The organism is Micromonospora sp. C28ISP2-4 (assembly GCF_030519385.1).
Taxonomy (GTDB): domain Bacteria; phylum Actinomycetota; class Actinomycetes; order Mycobacteriales; family Micromonosporaceae; genus Micromonospora; species Micromonospora tulbaghiae.
The window spans coordinates 265,352-287,395 of the sequence record NZ_JAUMKG010000006.1; the positions used below are offsets into that span (position 1 = coordinate 265,352).

General features: G+C 74.2%; 4 protein-coding genes. 1 reads left to right on the forward strand and 3 read right to left on the reverse strand.

The features are described from left to right. Positions 1-75: 75 nt before the first annotated feature. From Q3W68_RS22430 to Q3W68_RS22440, 3 genes are read right to left on the reverse strand one after another with little or no spacing between them, the layout of a single operon-like run. Positions 76-20,109, reverse strand: a complete 20,034-nt coding sequence (locus Q3W68_RS22430) for a DUF6531 domain-containing protein (protein ID WP_302907317.1) — start codon at positions 20,107-20,109, stop codon at positions 76-78. Positions 20,110-20,135: 26 nt separating this feature from the next. Further along, the gene (locus tag Q3W68_RS22435) at positions 20,136-21,032 is read right to left on the reverse strand and encodes a WXG100 family type VII secretion target (protein ID WP_302907318.1); all 897 of its coding nucleotides are present in this window, start codon (positions 21,030-21,032) and stop codon (positions 20,136-20,138) included. Beyond that, positions 21,029-21,439 (reverse strand): YbaB/EbfC family nucleoid-associated protein, encoded by a 411-nt coding sequence (locus Q3W68_RS22440; RefSeq protein WP_302907319.1) that lies wholly within the window; start codon positions 21,437-21,439, stop codon positions 21,029-21,031. Before Q3W68_RS22440 ends, Q3W68_RS22435 begins: the two co-directional genes overlap by 4 nt. 252 nt (positions 21,440-21,691) lie before the next feature. Here Q3W68_RS22440 and Q3W68_RS22445 point away from each other — a divergent pair, with 252 nt between their 5' ends. Beyond that, positions 21,692-22,012, forward strand: coding sequence for a WXG100 family type VII secretion target (locus Q3W68_RS22445; RefSeq protein WP_013286989.1), 321 nt, complete (start codon positions 21,692-21,694; stop codon positions 22,010-22,012). Positions 22,013-22,044: the final 32 nt, after the last annotated feature.

Below are 22,044 nucleotides of genomic sequence, written 5' to 3' on the forward strand. Positions count from 1 at the left end.
GATAGTCCTTCTCTGTCGATGGTGGTCGGACGGGTGCCCGCCCCGGCCGCCGTGACGGCCGGGGCGGGCGGCGGGTCACCGCCGGGGTGCCGGCGCGGTGCGCGGTTCCGGCAGGAGAGCGCCGGACGAGGTGGACACCGTGGCGCCGTTCACCGGCTCGGTGACGATCCGGCCGGCGGCGTCGCGCTCCGGCCGGATCGGCGAGTCGTCACCCTCGGCGGGGACGACCCGCCCCGCCGCGTCGTACGCGAAGCGCGTCACCGACTCGCCGGCGCGCCGCTCCACGACGCGACCGAGCAGGTCGTACGTGTAGCGCGTGACCTCGCCGGCCGCGTCGGTGCGCTCGACGAGCTGCCCGGCGGCGTCGTAGACGTACCGCTGGGTGCGGCCGTCGAAGTCGGTCTCGGACACCATCCGGCCGTTCGGGTCGTACGTGTAGCTCCACGTCGCACCCGCCGGGTTGGTGACGCGGACCAGCCGCAGTTCGGTGTCGTACGCGTACTCGGTGCGGTTGCCCTCGTCGTCGACCTCGGCCGTGACCAGGTCGAACGCGCCGTACTCGCGGAACGTCCGGCGGCCGGCGGCGTCGACCCACTCGACCAGGTTGCCCTCGCCGTCGTAGAGGAACTCCTCGACCGAGCCGTCCGGGTTCTCCCGCCAGGCCAGGTCACCCTCCAGCGTCCAGCCGAACTCGGTGAGACCGTTGTCGTCCTGCATGCTGAACAGGCGGCCGAGCGCGTCGTAGACGTACTCCGTCTCGCCCTGACCGGTGCTCACCGAGGTGATCTGCCCGGCCGGGCCGCGTACGACAGCGGTCGGGCCGACGTGGGTGGTCGTGCCCCGGCCGTCGGCGGCCGGCTGCTCGTACCGGACCACCTCGCCGGAGGCGTCCACCTCGGCGATCATCAGCCCGTCCGGGCCGAACTGGCGGTTGCGGGTGCTGCCGTCGAAGTCGGTCCAGGACACCGCGCGACCGAGTTCGTCGTACGTGGTGGTGGACCGGCTGCCGTCCGGCCGGGTGACCGCGACGAGCCGCCCGAGCGCGTCGTACTCGCTGGACGTGGTGCGGCCCAGCGGGTCGGTGGTGGACCGCAGGCGGTACGCCTCGTCCCAGACGTTGCGCGTGGTGGCGCCGAGCGCGTCGGTCTCCGCGACCACCTGGAAGCGGTCGTTGAGCTCGTACGTGCGCACCGCGCCGAGCGAGTCGGTCACCACTGTGCGGCCCGGCTGGTAGTCGAACCGGTAGCGCAGGTAGCCGCCCCTGCCGTCGGTGGCGACGCACCGGCCGGCCCCGTCGTATGTGTACGTGTACCACTCGCCGTTGCGGTCCTCCCAGCGCACCAGCCGCCCGTCGGCGTACGTGAAGCGCTCGGGGTCGCCCGAGGAGTTCGTCACCTCGATCAGGTTGAGGTCGCCGTCGTAGCCGAACTGCGACGCCGCCATCAGGTCACCCGCCGCGTTCGGCAGCGAGACCATCGTGATCAGCCCGGCGGACGAGGTGAACGCGATCGCGGCGCCGGTCGACGACAGCAGCTGCGTCGGCGTACCTCGGCGGTCGCGGTGGACCGTCCAGCGGACGCCCGCCTCCGTGACGTCGGTGAGCAGCGACTCGGTGCGCGACGCCGCGGCGAACAGCAGGCTGCGGCCCGACGTCGGGTCGGTCAGCAGCCATCCGCCGCCCACCAGCCGGCGCAGCGGCAGCGTCCGGCCGGTCTCCGGCTGCGCCACCTCGCCCTCGGCGGGCAGCGGGTACGTGAGCAGCGAACCGTCGGCGGCCAGGTAGCGGACCTGCTCGCCGTCGACGACGATCCGCTGGTCGAGCGTCGAGGCCCAGGCGCGCCCGAAGGACCGGCCCCACCGGTAGTCGGAGCGGTAGGTCCGCTCCAGCGTGAGCCCCGGCATGACCGCGTCGGTGTGGGTGAGGATCATCCGGCCGGTGGTGACGTCGATCGGGTCACCCACAGTCGGCGTCTGCGCGGTGGTCTTCGCCACCGCCTCCGGCGCCACACCGGCGAACGTCTCGGTGGTCGGCGAGAAGTCCGCCATGTCGACGTCGCTGTCACCGTCGCGGACAGAGGCCATGTCGACGTCGGAGTCGGCGTCGCGGACGGAGGCCATGTCGACGTCGGAGTCGACGTCGCGGACGGAGGCCATGTCCGTGTCGGAGTCGCTGTCGCGGACCGAGGCCATGTCGACGTCGCTGCCCGGTGCCGGGTCGCTGGTCCGGATGACGACGACCGAGCCGTCCGGGGAGATCGCCGGGAGCGTGGCGAGCCCGGGGACCTGGGCGTCCTCGAAGGTGACCCGGCCCTGCCCGTCCTTCGACACGTTGATGACGTGTCCGACGGTCCCCGGACCACCGGGCCGCAGGCCGACGATCGCGGTGGTGCCGTTCGGCATGGCGCCGAGGGCCTCCATCAGGCCGCGGATGCTGCCGACCTCGTCCACACTGCGGCCCGGGTACCGCTTCATGACCTCGCCGATCTCCATCGGCTGGGTCTGCGCCGGCACCTGGGTGACCGCGCCGGTCTGCCGGAACGCGTCGACGGCCAGGGTGAGCGGCACACAGTCGACGTTGGCGGCGACGCTGCCGGCGTCCCGGTTGTCGTTGATGCGGCGCAGGTGGTCGCGGTCGACGGCGTTGAGCGTGCCGAGGTCCGCGTCCGTGTCGGCGGTGGCGCCGTGCAGGTTGGCGGCCAGCACCCGCAGCGTCGACCCGTCGTTCAACGTGTACTCGTAGGACAGTTGGTCCCGGAACGAGTCGAGGATCCGGGCCTGCGCGTTCGGGTCGCCCTGCGCCGCCGTCAACTGGTCGGCGAGCGGGGTACGGAACGGGTCGGTGACCGGCGCGGCGGCGCCGCGTACGTCGGTGGTGCCGGTCTGCGGGCCCTGGAAGCCGTACCGGGGGTCGCCGTGGCGTCCGCGGCGGCTGCTGCCGCCCCGGCGCTCCGGGCTGCGTGACCTGTCGCTGCGCGGCGCGACTGTCACGATCCGGGCGTTCGACGAGCTCGCTGCCGGCGCGGGCGCGCCGGTGAACTCGGTCTCGGTGTAGTACGGGGCGGTGTCGGTGATCGCGTTGGGTCGCTGCCGCGGCATGATGCTCGCCACCGGGGGCCGGCTCTCGCGGGGCACGAACTCGTCGCCGGCGTATCCCGGCGCGGCCGGGGGGAACCACGACGGGATGTCGCGCCACTTGTCGGCGGCGTCCCGCCCGCGCTCGGCGTGCGCGATGTAGTCAAGCGCGATCGGCAGCGAGTTGACTTCCGACTCGTAGCCGCGGGCGTTCTCCGCGAAGCTCACGATCCGGGCGAAGTCCCGCCCGGCCTCGGACTCGATCTGGTCGAGCCTGATCTGGCCGCGCAGATACCTGGCGATCTGGCTCGCGGTCCGCCGGCCGCCGCCGCGCTCCTCGGCGATCCGGTTGCCGAGGCCGATGTGCGTCCGCGTCACACCCCGGCGCGTGGTCGTGGTGGTGTTGTAGTAGTTGAGCGCGCCGACCAGCGGCTCGTTCTGGTGACCGATCTCGTCCGACCGGACACCGGTGTAGGGCCGCGTGCCGATGTGCGGGAACACCGCTTCGCGGATCTCCTGGTAGCTCCGGAACGCGGCGGAGTTCGGATCCTGGAGTTCGGTCCGCGACGCCGGCGCGACGTCGTCGAACCACTGGCGGGCGTGGTATCCGACGGTGCCGGCCGGGGTGGAGACCGGCGGCGGCGACGGCGTGTCGCGCATCCGGGTCTCGTACCGCAGCACCCGTCCGTGCTCGTCCCGGATGGCGACCTGCACCTGGAACGGCATGCCGTAGAGCGCGCTCGGCGGCGGCGGTGCCGGGTTCGTGGGCAGGCTGCTGGGCGTCTGGTCGGACGGCGCGGCGAGTTCCGGTTCCACAGCGGCCAGCGGGTGCGGCGTGGTCGGGGCGGGCGTGCAACTGGTCAGGCCCAGCGGGTCGGCGACGGTGAGCGGGTCGCTGACGTACGCGGTCGGGTTCGGGCCGCCGGACAGGCCGAGCGGGTCCGGGCTGACGTACCGGGCGGTGGCCGGGTCGTAGTAGCGGAACCGGTTGTAGTGCAGGCCGGTCTCGGCGTCGACGTACTGGCCGGGGAAGGCCAGCGGCGTCGCGCTGGAGTCCCCGCCGCGTCCCCACAGGTCGCCCCGCGACCACCAGCGCAGCCCGCCGCCCGGCTCGACCAGGTGGGTCGGGGTGCCGATGGTGTCGGTGACCACCGCGCGGAGGGTGCCGTCGTCGGTCTGCGCGACCGGCACCGGGGCGTCCGGGCGGTAGTCCCACGTGGTCGTGGTGGTGGCGCCGGTGGCGTCGCGGTGCGTCTGCTCCAGCATCAGGTCGCCGGACCAGGCGAAGGACACCTCCTCCAGCACCCGGTCGCCCTCGCCGAGGCGCTGCTTGGCGATACGCCGGCCGAAACCGTCGTAGCGGTAGCGCCAGCGGTCGCCGCCGGGGGTGACGGCCAGGACCAGCCGGTCCTCGGCGTCCCACTCGAAGCGCCACGCGCCGGCGTCGTCGACCCGGCCGGTGAGGCGGCCCTTCGCGTCGTAGGAGAACGTCGCGTCGTCGGAGCGCACGAGCATGGTGCCGGTGAACTCCCAGCGCCCGCCGCCCGCGCCGACCAGGTTGCCGGCCTCGTCATAGTCGTACCGCTGCGGGACGTCCCCGTCGACGGCCCGGATGCGGCCGGTGTCGTCGGCGGTGAACGCCAGGTCGCCGGTGAGCGAGTCGGCGATCGCTGTGACGCGGTCGGCGGCGTCGTAGGTGTAGCGGCGCTCGGCGCCCTCGGCGATGTGCTGACCGGTCAGGCGACCGGCCGCGTCGAACGTCTGCCGCAGCGCGACCAGGCCGCCGATGGTCCGGCCGATCTCGCGGCCGGCGTCGTCGTGGGTGAAGCCGAGCAGGTGCTCCCCGGCGGCCAGGCTCTCCGGGCGTCCGGCGGCGTCGAACGTCCAGCGGCTCGACCGGCCCGACGGCGTGGTGCGCGTCTCGACCGCGCCGGAGGCGGTGTACGAGGTGCGCACCGTCCGCCCGTTGATCGTCTCGGACACCACCCGGCCCTCGGCGTCGCGGGTGAACCGCACCTGCGCGTCCGGGCTGAGCACGGCGGCCACCCGGCCGTCGGCGTCGTACTCGACGCGGGTGACGGCGTCGCCGACCCGGCGTTCGACGACCCGGCCCAGCGCGTCCCAGCGGTAGTACGTGACGGTGCCGGCGGCGTCCGTGTGCGCGACCAGCCGGCCCGCGTCGTCGTGCTCGTAGCGCTGGGTACGGCCGTCGAAGTCGGTCTGCGCGCACAGCCGGCCGGCCGCGTCGTACTCGTAGCGCCACGTCCGGCCCGCCGGATTCGTCACAGCGGTCAGCCGCAGTTCCGTGTCGTACGTGAACTCGGTGCGGTTCCCCGCCTGATCCACCCGTGCCGTGGGCAGATCGAAGGGGCCGTACTCGAAGCTCACCGCCCTTCCTGATGCGTCGATGACGTCCACCAGATTCCCTTCACCGTCGTAGAACCACCGTTGTGTGGAGCCGTCCGGGCGGACCCGCCACGCGAGATCCCCCTCGGCGGTCCAGCCGTACGTCGTGACCGCGCCGTCCGGGGCCCGGGTGGCCCGGACCCGTCCGAGCGCGTCGAACTCGATGTCGTCCGTGGGCGCGGGCCGGCGCGGCGCGACGGCGCGGGTCGAGCCGTCCGGGAGCGTGAGCGTGCGGGCGTCGTGGTCGAACCGGGTGACGCGACCGAGCGGGTCGGTGCGCGACAGCAGCCGGTGCGCCGCGTCCCACTCCTGCCGGACCGTTGCGCCCAGCGGGTCGACGATCGCGGTGACCCGGCGCTGCTCGTCGAACTCGTACCGGGTCACCTGGCCCAGCGAGTTCGTCACGTGCGTGACGCCGTCGTCGTACCGCAGGGAGTAGCGCAGCCAGTCACCGCCGCCGCCGGCCCGCACGCAGCGGCCCGCCTCGTCGTAGTCGTATCCGAACCACTCGCCGTTGCGGTCCTGCCAGCGCACGAGCCGGCCGGCGTCGTCGTAGCGCAGCCGCGTCTCGTGACCGGAGGAGTTGCCGACCGCGACGAGGCGCCGCCGGTCGTCGTATCCGAAGGTGGGGAGGTGGACCGTGTGGTCGCCGGCGCGGACGTGCGCGCCGACGACCAGGCCGCCGGCCAGGTGCGGCACCACGACGAGGCCGGACGCGGAGACCAGCAGCTCCGGCGTGCCGTCGCCGGAGCGTTCGATCCGCCACCCGGTGCGGTCGCTGACCACGTCGGTGAGCCAGGCGTCGCCGTGCACGTCGGCCGGCGCGAACAGCAGCGACCGGCCCGGCTCGGTGAGCAGCCAGCCGCCGCCGGCCAGCCGGCGCAGCGGCAGGCCCGGGCCGACGACCGGCAGCGCCTCGTCGCCCTCGGCCGGCATCGGGTACGTGTGGATCGAGCCGTCGGCGGCCAGGAACCGCGCGTACGTGTCGTCGGTGACGACGCGCTGGTCCAGCGTGGAGGCCCACGCCGGGCCGAAGCAGCGGCCCCACCGGTAGTCGGAGCGGTGGGTCCGCTCCAGCGTGAGCCCGGGCAGCCGGGCGTCCACCTCGGTGTAGACGACCCGGCCGGTGGTGACGTCGACCGGGTCGCCGACCAGAGGGGCCTGAGCGGTCGGCGTCGCCACCTCGGCGGCGGGGACCTCCACCGGCGGCGCCGGGGCCGGCGGCCGGGCCACCTCGGCCTCGTGCGCGTGGTAGGCGTCCCACCAGGCGTTCTCGGCCTCCGTCACTGCCCGCTCGGCCTCGGCGACGGCGTCGGCGTCCGCGTCCGTCCGGGAGGTCAGCCCGTCCAGGCGGGCCGCCGCTGCCGACAACGTCTTCGCCGCGTCGGCGACGGCGAGCGCCGACGCGCGCAGATCCGAGGGGAGGTCCCGGCCGGTGACGTCCCGGGCCGCCGCCTCGTCCAGCCGCACGACGAAGCCGCCCGGCACCCGGACCTCGGTGCCGCCCCGGTGCCTGCCGGCGGCGTCGCGGGAACGGGCGACGAAGCGGAACTCGACGTCGTACTCGACCGCGGCGGTGAGCTTGTCGTCCGGGTCGGTGCGCCGGGCCGGCTTGCCGGTCGTGCTGACCGCGACCTTGCCCTCGTCCTTCACCTGGGCGCGCGGGTCGGTCCGGTAGAGCTGCTGCTCGACCAGCGTGGCCGCGTTGACGGCGGCGAAGTCCTGCCGCTCGCCCACCCGGCTCGCGCCGCCCGGATGGCCGACACCGCCGACGACGAGCGGCCCGGCCGTCTTCAGCGCGAACGAACGGCCGGCGGTCTGCTCGTACTCGGTGTCCGCGGCGCGCTTCGCCGAGCCGCCGATCTTCACTGTGGCGTCCGCGCGCAGGAGCTTCGGGCGGGCCACCAAGCGGGCGTCGAGGAACAGGTCGCGGCCCAGCCCGGCCGGCATCGGCAGCGGGAACGCGCCGTCGAGCATCGCCGGCAGCGCCTTGATCCGGCTCACGGTCAGGGTGTCCCGCAGCGCCGCGTCGACGTCCCTGCCGGGTGTGGCGCCGGAGGCGACGAGCGCCTGCCGGGCCGCGTCGTGCAGGTCGGACAGGTCCACCAGGACGTCCTCGACGGCGAACCGGCCCGGCTCGGGCAGCCGGTCGAACCCGGCCTCGTCGCGCCATCGCCGCCGACCCTCGTCGGTGGTCTGCCCGGCGGCAACCGGTGCGACCGGGCCGGAGGCGGCCGGTTCCCTGCCCTCGGTCGCCGAGTACGTGGTGACGTCGTGGACCGCGTGGACCGACACGCCGCCCTCGGGCAGCCCTCTGCCGGTGACGGTGACGGTCAGGCGCACCGGCCCGCGGTACGTGGGCACCGGGCCGGAGACGGTCAGCGACTGCTCGTACGTGCGGCCGGTGCGCTCGGTCGACTTGGTGGCCTGGTTGCCGAGGGCGGCGGTGCCGGTCAGGCCGGCGGCCACGGTGCCGGAGGCCGGGCCGTGCCCGGTGGTGCGGGTGGCGTCGTCCTGGACCCGGTCCGTCTCGGTGCCCTGCGCCCGCCCGGTCAGCGTGACCTGAGCCGCCGTCCGCGACGTGGTACGGGTGTGCGCCTCGCCGACGACCGCGCGGTCGGTGACCGACAGCTCGTCGACCAGGTCGATGCCGGTGAAGCTCGGCTCGCCCACCGGCTCGGCGGTGAGCGTGACGTGGTACGTGGAGCCCCGGAAACGCTTTTCCAGCCGTACCGTCTCGCCCCGGCCGCCGTTGAGCGCGTCGGCCAGGTGCAGGTGGGCGGCGCCGAGGAAGCCGGTGCTGCCGAGCCCCCGGATCGGATCGTCCGGGCTGCCGTCCCGGTTGGACGGCAGGATCGCCTGGGCGAGTTCCTCGCTCGACTCCCGGGCCAGGGCACGTCGCAGGTGCGGGATGCGGTCGGTGAGGTCGATGTGGGTGGTGACGCCGCCGACGCCGAGCGATCGTCGCGGTCCGGGCCGGAACTCCGGTTGTGCCGCGTGGGCCGGTGTGCCGGGGCCGGTCGCGTCCTCGTCCTGCCGCTGCTGTGCCTCGCGTACCAGGTCGCGTTCGCGCTGCTGGTGCTCGGCCTGCGTGGCCCGCTCCTGCTCCTGGGCCGCCAGCAGCGCCTGCGTGGCCGCGTCGTGCGCGGCGGTCAGCTCGCCGAGTTCGCGCCGGTGGCGGTCCTGAAGCGCGGCGAAGGAGCCGTCGACGAGCTGCCGGGCCACCGCGTCGACGGCGCGGTCCCGGTGGACCCGGTCGACGTACGCGCGGGCGTCGCGCTGCTCGGCGTGCTGCCGCCGCAGCAGGTTCCCGTGTTCCGCGGCCTGTTCGCGAGCCATCCGGGCGCGCTGCTCGCCCTGGTCGGCGCGGAGCGTCCCGGCCCGCTCGGCGTGTTCCAGTTGCAGCCGCACGTCGGCGGTGCCGTGCCGGCGGGCCCGGTCGCGGTCCTGGAGCCGCTTCAGCTCCGCCGGGGTCATCCGCATGACGACCGCGCCGGGCAGGGTGAGCCGCCGGCCGGCACGCCGGGCCGGCGTGCCGGGCCAGCGGCCCAGCGGACGCAGGTTGCTGTCGTGCCGGGCCTCGGCGACCACCTCGGCCTCGACGTCCACCCGGACCAGCAGCTCGCGTTCGGCCCGGCCGCCGCCGAGGCGCAGCTTGGAGACGCCCGAGACGCTGCGCTCGCTGATCCGGCCCCACGCCCGCCGCCACGGCGTGACGTTCAGGACGACAGCGCCCCCGGGCCGGCCGATGCTGCCGCCGTGGTCGGCGACCGGCCCGCTGACCGAGGCGACGCCGGTGCCGGAGACGCTCAGCTCGATCGCGCGCGCGTCGGTGGTCTTGCGGGCGGTGCCGCTGGCGAAGGTCCGCTTGACCCGGGCGAACTCGGCGCCGTCGAGCACCGTCGGATTTGTGGGCCGCAGCCGTACCCGCACGTCGGCGCGGGCGTCGGCGGCCCGGCGGCCGTGCCACAGGTTGCTCAGCGCCAGCGGGCGGCTGAACAGCTCGGCGTCACCGGTGAGACGTTCGGGCGACAGTTCGTCGGCGACCGCCGTGGAGATCAGGCCGTCCTCGACGGCGTAGACGTCGTCCCGGCCCGCCTCGCGCAGCGTGTCGACTACCGCTTCCTGCAGCCGGTCGGCGCCGACGAACGACTCCACCCGGCGTCCGTCGAGATCGTGCGGCCCGCCGGTCATCCGGCTCAGCGGAGGCGGGTACGCCATGGTCTCCACGTCGCGGGGGACCGGGCTGGGCTCCGCGTCGGGGCGTTGCCGGGACACGAGCGTCTCCGGGACGAGCATGCGCACGTCGAGACGGTGCGTGCGGGGGCGCTGCTCGGACGAGGCGACGACTGTGGGCACGTCCCGGCCGTACGTACCCAGGGACAGCTGCCGCCCCGCCTGGTTGACCCGCACGGTGGACCGGGTGCTGACGGTGAGGTCGAGGGTGGCGGCGAACTCGCGCAGCCGTACCCCGGTGGGCTTGCCCTCGTCGTCGAGCTCAGGCCCGTGGTCGCTCTCGGTCGACTGCCCGCCGGTGCCGGCGCTCTCGTCGGTGGTGCCCCAGGTGAGCGCGGCGCGCGGCCCGCCGAGCAGCGTCGAGGCGGCCTGGCCGAGCGGGCCCAGGATGCGGGGCTCCAGGCTCAGCTCGGCCGACCGGCTGTCGTCGCGGGCGCTGGTCACGGTGGACCTGGCGGTCCGCTTGGCGGCGGTGCCGATCTTGTCGTGGTCGAGCAGGTCGCCGTCGGACACGTCGCCGAGGCTGCCCCGGATGGTCACCACAGTGACGTGGTCGTGGAACGTGCCGGTGCGGATCAGCGGGATCTTCAGCCCGGGGCCGACGATCCGGTCCGCCAGGTGGCGCAGCTGGTCGGGGGAGAGCTGCGTCCGCAGATCGGTGGACCGGCTCAGCGCCGCCTGAAGCTCGGGGGTCAGCCCGTCGGCGAGCTGCTCGTCGCCGAAGTGCCGCAGCATCTCGTCGCGGGTGGCCAGCCGGAACCGGTCGTGACCGGGCACCGACCGCACCGCGTCGGCGACCGTCTCGTACAGGCTCCGGTCGCCGACCCGGGTCAGGTACGCGCCTCCGAACGACTCGCCCCGCTCGACGCGTGCCGGTGCGAAGTGGGTCCGGTCGGCGCCGCGCCGTCCGCGCCACTCCCGGGCGTCCGGGTCGAGGGCGGTGCCGGGCAGCCGGTCCGGGGTGGTCCACTGGAGCGCGTCGACGGAACCGGACAGCATCCGCGGCGCGCGGCCCAGGACGCGCACCTGGACGCCGTACTCGACGCGGTAGCGGACGCCGGGCGCGGTGCCCGTCACCGTCTGCTTGCCGCCGGTCCGCTCGGCGATCGTCTGGGTGGCGCCACGCTCCCGGCCGCCGCCCACGCGCGGCCCGACGACCAGGCTCAGCGGCGCGGCGTCCACCCCGGCGCCGGCGAGGCCCCACAGACCCCACGGCCGCTTGGTGGCGGCGGCGCTCGTGCCCTCGGCGCCGAGCGCGGACGTGTCGACATGCGTGAGCCCGTCGACCCGCTCCACCTCCTCGACGTGCCGGGCGACCAGGCGGACCTCGACCTGCCGGGCACGGCCCGGGAAGAAGCGCCGCCAGCCGCTGCGCGCGGAGCGCGGCAGCGAACCCGAACGGACCCAGCCGTCGTGTACGTTCGCCGGGTCGGTGACCACCATCGCCGGCAGGCTGCCGGAGAACGTCGCGTCGCTGAGCAGCTTCTGCATCACCGGGCGGCCGGGCGCGCCGATCCGGACCAGGTCGGCCATGCCGTCCTCGGCGAGGATGGCCTCCACCTGCTCGAAGAACGTGGCGCCCGGATCGGCGGGCCGGCTCCGGACACTCTCCACCCCGAACCGGGCCGGCACCGGCGCGTCGAGCGTGCGCTCCGCGGCGGCCGGCGCGGTCGCATCTGCCGTCCGCAACTCCGTGTGTACGGCGAGAGCGACGCGGCCGGCGGCCTCGACCGGCTCGGCGGCGGGACGGCCGGGCCGCACGAGCCGGGCGGCGAACCGGATCGGCACCGTCACCTCGGTCAGTCCGGTGACCTTGACGGTGGTGGTGGACGTGTACGTGTCCTTGTGGGCGGCGGTGTGCTCGGTGGTGGGGGCGGTCGGCACCGAACCGCCGATCCCGACGACGACACCGGGCATCGCGGTGACGGTCACCTTCGGCTCGACGTGCCGGTCCCGGTTGTGGCGCAGCGTGTGGGTGACGTTCTCCCGGGTCTTGGCGGTGACCTTGCGCGGGTCGTCGTGGGCCCGGTCCACAGTGAGCGCGTCCCAGTCGAGGACGGCGGTGACCCGCAGCTCGGCGGGGCGCCCGCCGATCGTGACCGGGTACGGGCGGCCCTCGCCGAGGAACTGGTCCACGTCGTCGCGGGTGTCCGCCTCAACGGCGACGACCACGTCGTCGGAGAGGCCGGGGTCGAGGGTCCGCAGCGCCGTGCCGAGCGACGGGTTCTCGGTGGCCCGCAACTGTTCGGCGAGGCCCAGGGTGCGGCTCTCCCGCAGGTACGACGGCAGGCTCCGGCGTACCGCGTCGGGCGACGGAAGCGCCGGCGTGGTCCCGGTGGCCGACGACGTGCCGGTCCCGCCCGCGGTGTCCTCCCGGGCGGCGGTCTCTTCCTCGGCGGTCTCTTCTGCGGTGGTGTCGTCGCCGTCGCCGAACAGGTCGAAGCCGCCGGAATCGCTGTCGCTGTCGGTGTCGCTCGCCGGGGTCGACGGCTGCGGCACATGGCGTGCGTAGGTGACGTGGCCCGTCGGGTCGATCGTGCGGAGCAGCTCCAGCCGGGTACGCGCCCTGGCGCCGGCCACCGGGTAGTCCCGCGGCGGCCCGCCCTGGTCGTCGTACACGATCAGGTGCACCTGGGTGCCGCGGGCGGCGGCGAACTCGACCACGTCGTGGGCGTTGGCGATGCGCTGCCGCTCGGCGTCGCCGATCGGGGTGTCGCGGCGCTGCGGCCCGGAGTCGGGGGCGAGCACGGCGCGGACGAAGTGACCGTTGTCGTACGGGTTGCGCTGCCGCATCGCCGCGGCCTCGTCGAGACTCATCGCGTCCCGGCCGGCGCGCAGCGTGCGCATCCGCAGGTCTTCCGCGTCGTCGCCGGGCAGCTCGGCGGCGATCGTGTCGTAGAGCGAACCCGGTTGCCGGCTGAGCCCGCCGCGGTCGGCGACGGCGGTGGCGGCGGCGAACTCCTGCTGGACGGTCCCGGCGTCGTCGGACGTCGCCAGCAGGTGCGCGGCGACGAGGCGCTGGCTGTTCGGCAGGCCCACGGTCCGGGCCGGCCGCGCCGGGTCCAGGTCGGGGTCGACGGCGGGTGGGACGGCCGGTGCCGGGGCGGCGCCCGGCGCCGGCAGCGAGACGGCGGTGAGGTACCGGTTGTGCGGTTGCGCGCCGAGCTGCCGGAGCTGCTTCGGCGTGAGCGTCTGCTGCCACGTCTGCGAGCCGGGTCCGACCTCGGTGGGCGCGGCGAACGGTTTCGGGGCGGCGACGGCCGGCTTGCGCAGTTCGGCCCGGTACTCCTTGAAGCCGGTGCCCTCGGTGTAGAACAGCTGCCGGTTGACGTTCGTCGGCACGGCGTGCGACTGCGGCAGGAAGTTGCCGACGGCGAAGTCGGCCGCGAGCCGGGACAGGTCGGTGGGCGTGGCGGCGCCCACGAAGTCCGTCATGAAGGCCAGGTCGCGGTCGGGATGCCTGTTGTTCTGCGACTCGACCTGGACGTCGACGGTGAGGGCGTCCGCGGGCAGGCCGGCCGGCGTCGCCGCGCCGTGGGCGACGGCCAGCTCCTCGCCGTACGCCCGGTGCAGGCTCTCGGCCAGCAGGAGGAACTCGGCGCCCGCCTCGCCGAACCGGACGTCGGGCCGGCCGAGGGTGAGCAGGCCGTCGACGAACAGGTTCGGCTCCGGCGAGTACGGGAGCATCGGGTGCACGGCGGCCTGCCGGTCCCGGGACCGCATGTCCTCGTCCACGGCGGTGGTGAAGTCCCGGACGAAGGCGTCCCGGCCCGCCTGCGTGTCGAGCTTGGCGAGGCCCTTGCGCACGGCGGCCAGCTTCTGTTCCTCGGTGGTGCGGCCGTCGCCCGGGGCGAGGCCGGCGATCGTCGCCCGGTGGTCGCGCGCGCGTCGTTCCAGCCGCTCCCGGGTACGCCGGATCAGCTCCTCGGGGTCACCCACGCGGTAACCGCCGGAGATCATCAAGGGCCGGGCCGGTGGCTCGTCCCGCGGGCCGGTCGCGTCCGGGTCGAAGCGCGTCCGGCTGTCGATGTGGTCGAAGACGTGGGTGCCGTCGGCTGTCGTACGGGCGCCCCTGTCGAAGTCCTGGATCGACACGTACGGGTAGCGCCGGTCCCGGCCGTCCGGGCCGCCCTGTGCGAGTCCCTGGATCGCGGCGACCGTGTCGGGGTCGCGGAGCACCTGGTTGCGGGTGCGGCCGTACGGGAACTTGTCGTTCTTCGTGCCGACCGCGTAGCCGTTCACCGCCACCGGCACGTCGAGGCTCTCCGCGAGCCGGGCCGCCCGGGCGACCGCGTCCCGGAAGGCGAGGTCGGGCACCTCGGCGGTGGTGTTGACGCCGAAGACGAACACGACAGTGGTGCCCGGGGCGAGGCCCTCGGTGACGGCGCGGACCACCTCGGGGATCTGGTCGACGTCGTCGGCGGGCAGCATCGAGTTGACGACGAACCCGATCGGCGCCCCGTCGTCCTTGAGGTCGGCCGTCTCCTGCCGGTAGTTGCCGGGCCCGACCTCGCGGGTGTGCCGGGTCAGCTCGTCGAACCGCGCGTTGCGGCCGCCGGCCACCCGTACCGGCTCGAACCGGACCGGCGCGGTGCGCGGCGGCAGCGCACCGCGGTCGGGCGAGAGCACGCCGGCCCGCTGACCGGCGATCCGGTCGACGTTGCGCCCCAGCAGCCGCGGATCCTGGCCCGGCGTGGTGGTTGCCATCAGTGAGTTGTCGCCCTTGACGAACGTGCCGTCCAGGGCGCGGCCCGCCACCGCGTACTCGTCGCGCAGGCCGAGGAAGTGCCCGATCTCGTGCGCGAGATCCAGGTCGGAGGAGTGCGTCGACCAGCTGGTCTGGGTGGTCGGCGACCGGGTGCCGTGCAGTGCGACGGTGGCGTGCGCGTCGCTCGGCCGGGTCACGAACTCCACTGTGACGTTCAGCTGGTCGGCGCCGATCCGGAAGCCCTGGTTGTAGATCCGGTCGACCGCGTCGCGTACCCGGGTCTCGACGTCGGGCCGGGCAGCCGCCGCCGTGTCGTCCCGGGCGTCGAGGAAGACCTTGACCGTGAAGTCCTGCACCGTGCGGCCGTCGACGTCCAGCACCCGATGGTCGTACGCGATCCGGTTGTCGACCGCGTCGAGGCGCAGGCGTGGCCGGTCGCCCGCCGGAAGGGGCAGGCCCGCCTGCTCGTACGAGCGCGCGACCACGTCGGGCACGCGGGTGTCGGGATGGAGCCCCCGGTCGATGACGTCGTACGCGCTGGTGTTCGCGACCCGCCGCGGCGCGGTGTCGTGCTGCGCGGCGCGTGCCCGGTCGATCTCGTCGCGGGTCCTGGGCGCGGCGAGCCGGGGCGGCGGGGCTCCCGGGACGCGCAACGTGTTGTCGACCGGGGGAGCGCCCGGCGCGGTGTCGGTGCGGGGGCGGGCGTCCGGGTCCAGCGGCAGCCCGGTGACCGTGGCGAGGGCCTGGTCGACCTGGTCGGAGCCGGTCCGGCCGAGCGCGTCCCGCCACCCGTCGAAGTACGTGCGGACACCGCCGTCGTCGTCCTGGACGAAGTCCCGCAGCGCGGCCGGATCACCGCCGTGCCGCAGGTACTCCGACGCGACCACGAGCCGGTCGTGGCCGCTCCGGGTGGAGTCGTCGTCCCGGACCGACGCCGGCTCGTGGCGCCACGGCTTGGTGTCACCGTCGGAGCCGGTCACGGAGAGCGTGGGCCTGCCCTCCGCGAGGGACTCCTGCCAGGTGTTGGCGCCCTCGGTGACCACGAGGGTGGCGCGGTCGCGGAGCCCGGCCATCTGCTCCGGTGTGACACGGGGCAGCGCGGCGACGTGGACGTCGGCGTTGCTCGTGGTGACGCCGCGCCCGCTGTCGCCGAGCACCAGCACGACTGTCTTCCGGTCGGGCCGGGCGCCGGCCGCCAGCCGGTCGACGACCTCCTGGTGCGGGGGAGTGTCGGGCGTGTCCCCGTAGTAGACGAGCACCACGTCGGTGGCGTCGTCGTCGACAAGGGTCGCGAGGTCGCCGGCCCCGGGAATGCCCGTGGCGGTGACGACGTCCCGGGCGGCCGGACGGGTGGCGGGTGGCGGGCTGCGGTAGGCCGGCACTCCGGTCGAGGTCTCGTCGAGTTCCGCCCGGACCGTCCCGGTGGTGCTGCGGACCTGCCGGGGGAACTGGTCCCACAGGAACGGCTGGAGCGTGACGACGTCGTGGTCCCGGCCACCGGCGGCGTCGCGCAGCGGACCGGCCCACGCCTGCTGGAACCACTCCTGCTTCTGCTCCGCGCTCCACTCCGAGCCGTCGTCGTTCTTCGGTACGTCGACGGCCGGCAGCACCGTCAGCACGTCGCCCTCGGGGAGCGGGCGGGTGGCGAGCTCGTCCATGCGCAGGCTCTGGGTGTTGCCCTGCTCGCGGATCCTCTGCTCCCGGACACCCTTCTGCCGGTCCACCTGCCACGCCCTGGTCGTTGGCGCGCCGGGCCAGTCCTTTGTCTTCCAGGCCTCCTCATTGGTGCCGGACGGCCCCTGCGGTCGCATGACGACGTCCATCCCACCGCGGTGGCCGGTCCACTCCCGGTGGAACAGGTCGTACGAGCCCGCCGGTGTCTCGAACTCCTCCTGCCGGCCGAGCTGCTCGGCGTAGTAGGGCGTCTTGTTGCCGGGATAGGTCAGCACGACAGTGCCCCGGTAGCCGGTGGCGGCCAGCCCGTCGAGCATCGCGACCGTCGCGGCCTGGTGTCCCAGGCCGGGCGACCCCTGGTCCACGACGTGCACGACGTCGTACTTCTCGGTCAGCTTCTGGCCCACGGGGGTGGGCACGGGCCGCGGCGCTCGGCTGTGCAGCGTGGCGGCTGAGAGGTCCGTCGGGGTCAGGTCGACGGCCTGGGTCGTGGTACCGGCCGACGGCGGTGGCGGCATGCCGGGCGGTGGTGGCGGCGGGAGCATGCCCGTCATGCCGGGCGGTGGTGGCGGCGGTGGTGGCATGCCCGTCATGCCGGGCGGCGGTGGCGGCGGTGGCGGCGGGGCCGGGGCGCGGGACGGGACCTGCGGGTTCGGACGCGGGTCCGGCGTCTGGTCGTGCGGCGTCCGCGGGACCGGAAGCTCGCGCACCGGTCCCGCCGTCAGCGCGGCGTCGTGGATCGTCGCCAGATCCACAGCGGTCAGATAGCCGGTCGGCCCGGTCGAGGTCGCGGCCCGCTCCGACGACGCCGGTAGGGTGTCGACGTCGAGGCCCATCACCCCCGGGCGGTCGACTGTGGTGAACAGGTGCTCGGGGGCCCGGTGACCCTCCTTGGCCCCCAGGTAGTGCATCACCTCGTGCACCATCACGGGCAGGCGGTCGCCGGTGTTCCACAGGTGCTGGTCGGTGCCGACCCCGGTCTCCGAGGTCACCTCGACCGGCGGGTTACGCTGCGGGTCGTCCTGCCAGTCGCGGGTCATGCCGTCGCGCCACGGCGGGGTGTCGACGACCAGGTCGATGTGCAGCAGGCGGCCGTCGGGCAGCGTGTACCGGCCGTTGACCATCTCGTCGACGGTGCGCTGCACCGCGTCGGCGAAGTCCCGTAGCTCCCGGGGGGACATCCGGTCGTCCTTCGAGACCAGATCCAGGTGTACGTCGAACGACCGGTAGTCCCGGCCGTCGGCGGTGAACTCCCGGGTGGTGAAGTCGATCGTGGTGATCTCGCCGCGCAGCAGGTGCGTGCCGGGGACGACGGTGTCCTTCCAAGGCACGTACCGTTCGGTGCGCAGCCGCTTCGGTTCCGCGCTCGCCTTGGCCTGCCGGAACTGCGGGCTCGGCCCGGCTGGGGTCGCGAGCCCCGCTGTGGCGAGCGGCGCGGAGATGCTCTGCGGTCCGTCCGGCGCCGGTTCGGCGGTGCCGTGCTGCCCTGCCGTGGGTCCGTCCGGCGTCGGTGTGGTGTCGACGGCACCCGTCGGTGTGGCGGCGGTCCGGTCCGTCGCCGTGCCGTGGCCGTCGGGGCCCGCCGGGGTGTCCGATCGGGCGTCGCTCGGCGTGGTGTCGACGGCGGGGGCGGTGATCGGGCTGGGCACCGCGACCGCCTGCTCCCCTGTGGACGTCGTGCCGACGCCCGGATCTGTGGCCGGGGAGGCGATCACGGCCGGGCCGTCGACCGAGATGCCGTCGACGGGCGCCATCGGTGGTGGGGGCGCGGCGCCGACCACGTCGCGCGGGGGAGTGGTCGGCTGGCCGCTGGGAGCCGGACTCGACGACGGCGTACCGGTGGTCGCTGCGCCCGTGCTCGACGTGCCGGTGCTCGGCGTGCCGGTCGGCGTGTTCGTGGACGGTGTGCCGGTGCCGGTGCCGGTGCCGGTGCCGGTGCCGGTGCCGGTGCTCGGCGTGACGGTGGTCGGAGGTGCGGTGGTGCTGGCTGTGCCGGTGCTCGGCGCGACTGTGCCGGGCGTGGTGGTTGTCGGCGTGCCTGCTTGCGGCGTGCCTGCGTTCGGCGTGCCCGCGCTCGGCGTGGCGGTGGACGGTGCGGGGCCGGCCGGGACGTCAGCCGGGCCGGCGGTGGTGGCGGGCGAGGTCACGGGCGCTGGGGTGTCGACACCGGCCGGCCCGCCGCTCGACGTCGGAGTGTCGAAGCCGGGAAGTCCGCCGCCGTAGGGCGCGGCGACGTCGGCGCCCGCTGCCGGGATGCCTGTCGCGGGCGTACCGGTGCCGGTGCTCGCCGGGTTGCCGCCCGGCGTACCCGTCGAGTCGGCGCGCGGGGTCGTGACCTCGCCGCCGACGGCCGGGCCCGGTCCCGCGGCGACACCCCCGACCCCGCGCGGATCGGTGCCGACGCTCGGACCGGCCGTGCCGGGCCCGCTCGGGCTCTGACTTCCGGCACCGTTCGGGCTCGTGCTCCCGTTCTGTACGCCGCCCTGCGACCCGTCGCGGACCTGACCTCCGGCCGTCTGCCCATCCGAGGTCTGACCGCCCGAGGTCTGCCCGCCCGAGGTCTGCCCGCCCGAGGTCTGACCCCCGGGCGCTTGGACACCGGAGGCCTGGCCGCCCGAGGTCTGTCCGCCAACGGCTTGGCCGTCGGCGGTCTGACTGCCCGGAGTCTGCCCGCCCGCGGTCTGGTCACTGGAGGGCGGACCGCCAGATGCCTGACTGCCCGGTGCCTGACCGCCCGGCGTCTGGCCGCCCGGCGCCTGACCGCCTGCGGCTTGACCGCCGGAGGTCTGACCGCCCGCCGTCTGGCCCCCGGGAGGCTGGCTGCCCGGCGCGGTGCTGCCCTGACCGGAACCTTGGCCGCCCGAGCCCTGACCGGAGCCCTGGCCGCCCGTGCCCTGGTCCCCGGAGCCCTGATGCGCCGGCCCCTGACCCCCGGCGTCGCCCTGGCCGGCACCGCCACCCCCGGCGACCGGGCCGCCCGAGGGCTGCGGCCCCGGGGCGCCGCTCTGACTGCCCGGGCCGGCGGAGGAGCCGACGGGTGGGGGAACGGGTGGCCCGTCCACGGCCGTGGGCGGAGGGGTGGGTCCCGTCGTCGTGAGGTTGTTCGTCTCGATCGTCGGCGGCGGCGCCCCGGCGGCGGCGCCCGGGCCGTAGCTCTGGCCGGCCACCGTGGCGTAGTGGTGGGCCATCCCGCCGATCATCGACGAGGTCATGGTGGCCCACGGGTTGAAGCCGCCGCCGCCGACCATCATGGTGAACAGGCCCTCGAACAGCGTCTCGGCGAGCGCCGACAGCCCTTCCCGCGACAGGACGTTGTTGTTGATCTTCGGGAAGAACTTGCCGCCGATCATCTGCACGCCGCTGACGCCCGCGCCGATGAACGCGCCACCGGCGAACGCGATCGCCAGGTCCTTGTAGTCCAGGGATTTGCGGTTGCCCTCGATGATCTGGGTCACCTGGGCGGCGGCGCTCTGCCAGAGTTCCTCCAGACCCTCCTGGAACGCCTCCCAGGCCAGCCGCATCAGCATGTTCTGCAGGCGCTGGCGGAACAGGCTGATCAGCGCCCCGACGATCTCTTGACCGATCTTGATCAGTGCGGGCACCGCTGCCGCGCCGAAGCCGGAGGCCAGCGCGATGGCGATCTCCACGACCTGGGTGAAGGCCGCGATGACGATGTTGTACTGGGTGTTCTCCGAGTCCAGCGCGAAGTTGTAGGCCGAGCCGCCCAGCGCCAGCGCGATGTTGCCGCCCGCCGGCACGTTCTTGGTGATCCCCACCTGGTACTGCTGGAACGCGTCCATCGCCGGGCCGGACAGGCTCCCGGCCAGACCGTAGCCGAGGTTGGCGGTGGCGCCCATCCCGTTGAGGATGGTGCTGCTGAGCGCGTACAGCTCGTCGCCCATGGCCCGCAGCGCGGTGGGGTCGGCCTTCGGGTACTCCTCGCCGACAGCGACGAGGATCAGGTCGTACGCCCACTGCCACTGCGGGTCGTTGGGGATGTGGAAGTCGGGCATGTCCTACCGGGGCGCGGCTGGGTGGCTCAGGCGCCGGGGATGATCGGGGTGGGCGTGCCGTCCGGCGCGTAGCTCAGGTACAGCGGCTGGTAGTCGGGCGCGGTGGGGTCGACTGTCGGGTTCTCCTTGACGACGAAGAACCGGCCCTGTCCGGGATCGATCGTCCTGCCGTCCGGAGTGGTGACGGGCGTGCCGGTCAGCGGGGTGATCGAGTCGTAGAGGTTCGCGTCCACCCGGGCGCTGCCGTCCTCGAACGGGTTGAGCGCGATCAGCCGGTACTCCTCGGGCAGCGGCCGGCCGCCGACGTGCGCGGTCGCGTACTCCGGCTGCACGAAGTAGGACGAGATGGCCGGCAGGGCGGCGGTGAACGGGATCAGCGGCTCGGCGGGCTGCATCGGCAGCAGCGGAGTGCCCTGCTGCTGCGGGAGGAGCCGGGCCTGTTCGGTGACCGGCTCACCGGCCGGCTCGCTGAGCGCGAGGCGGCGGGACCGCAGATGGGGCCGGCGTGGCTCACCCTCCGCGGCGGGCTCCAGCACCGGGCCCGCGAGGGCCGCCCGCGTCGCGTACGTGGGGCCGTCCAGGCCGTCGAAGTCCTTTGCCATCTTCCGGCTGACGTCCAGGGCCGCCTCGTCGGCCTCCCGGTACGCCCGGCCGCTCTCCGTGAGGCCCTGGGCGGTGTAGCGCAGGGTGCCCTTGACACCGCCGATGATCGCTTCGAGGTTGTCCAGGCCCTCGAGGAACTTGGTCGAGAACTGCTCGCCCATGTCGTCGTCGCCCCAGGCGTTGGCGTACCGGGCCCGCAGGGCGGTCAGCTGGGACAGGTAGGACTCGTAGAGCTGCACGTGCGACTCGTACGCCTTGCCGAGCCCTTCGACGCCGTCCGGGTCGACCCACAGCCGGCCGCCGGGGTTGTTGCTGATCATTCGGGCCCCCGGGTCAGGAGTTCCCGCACGCTCGTCACCATGCGGGGTTCCTTGGGCAGGAACGCGTCCGCCCCGGCCTGGCCCCGGACCAGCTTGTGGGCGTCGAGACCGTCCGGCAGCATCGGCGCCAGCACGTCGGCCGCCTGGTTCATGACCTGTTCCTTGGCATCGGCGTAGGTCTCCAGGATGAGCCGGGTCAGGTCGGCGGTGGTGAGCCGCTTGTGGGCGCCGGAGGGGAACTGGATGTCGGTCAGCACGCCGTTCTGGCCGACGGTGACGCTCACCTCGCGCCGCGGTGACGTCGCGGTGGCCGAGAGCGCGCTCATCCGGGCCTGCATCTCGGCGAGGCTGTTGCGCTGCCGTTCGTACTCCTGGAACAGGCCTTCGATGCGCTCGCTGTAGTTCACGACGGACCACTCCCTCGACGTCGCGGTCCAGTGAAGACGCCGCCGCGGTCGCGCCGGAACTCCGGCCGGGGATCAGTGCATGAAAGTGCAACCACTCTTCCCGGGCTGTCGGCCGTCGCCGCCCGTTCCGGGGGCGCTGCCGGGCAATGTTGGGTGACGTTCGGACATGGTGGCGCGACCGGGTTTCCGCGGGACACGACCGCGCATCAACACTCTTCCCTGCCACCTTTCCCTGACTTGAGGAGTCCGGCCGTGACGATGCCGACCGTCAGCACCACCGAAGAGGGTATGCAGCGGGCTGCCCAGGAGTTCTCCGACAAGGCCACCGCCTTCACCGGCCAGCTGCGCGCGGTCAACGGGCAGATGGCCATCCTGATCTCCTCCTGGACCGGCCAGGCGTCCCAGGGCTTCAACCAGGCCATGGACAACTGGGAGAACGCGTTCCAGCGGGTGATCAACGAGCTGCTGAACATGCTCGAGGTCATGGGCGTGACCACCAAGGGCTACCAGACGGCCGAGGACGAGGCGTCGAGCGTGGCCAACTCCTTCGGCGCGGCCCTGCCCGGTATCTGAGCCGCACCCCGACCCCCGATCTCCCGAGAGGA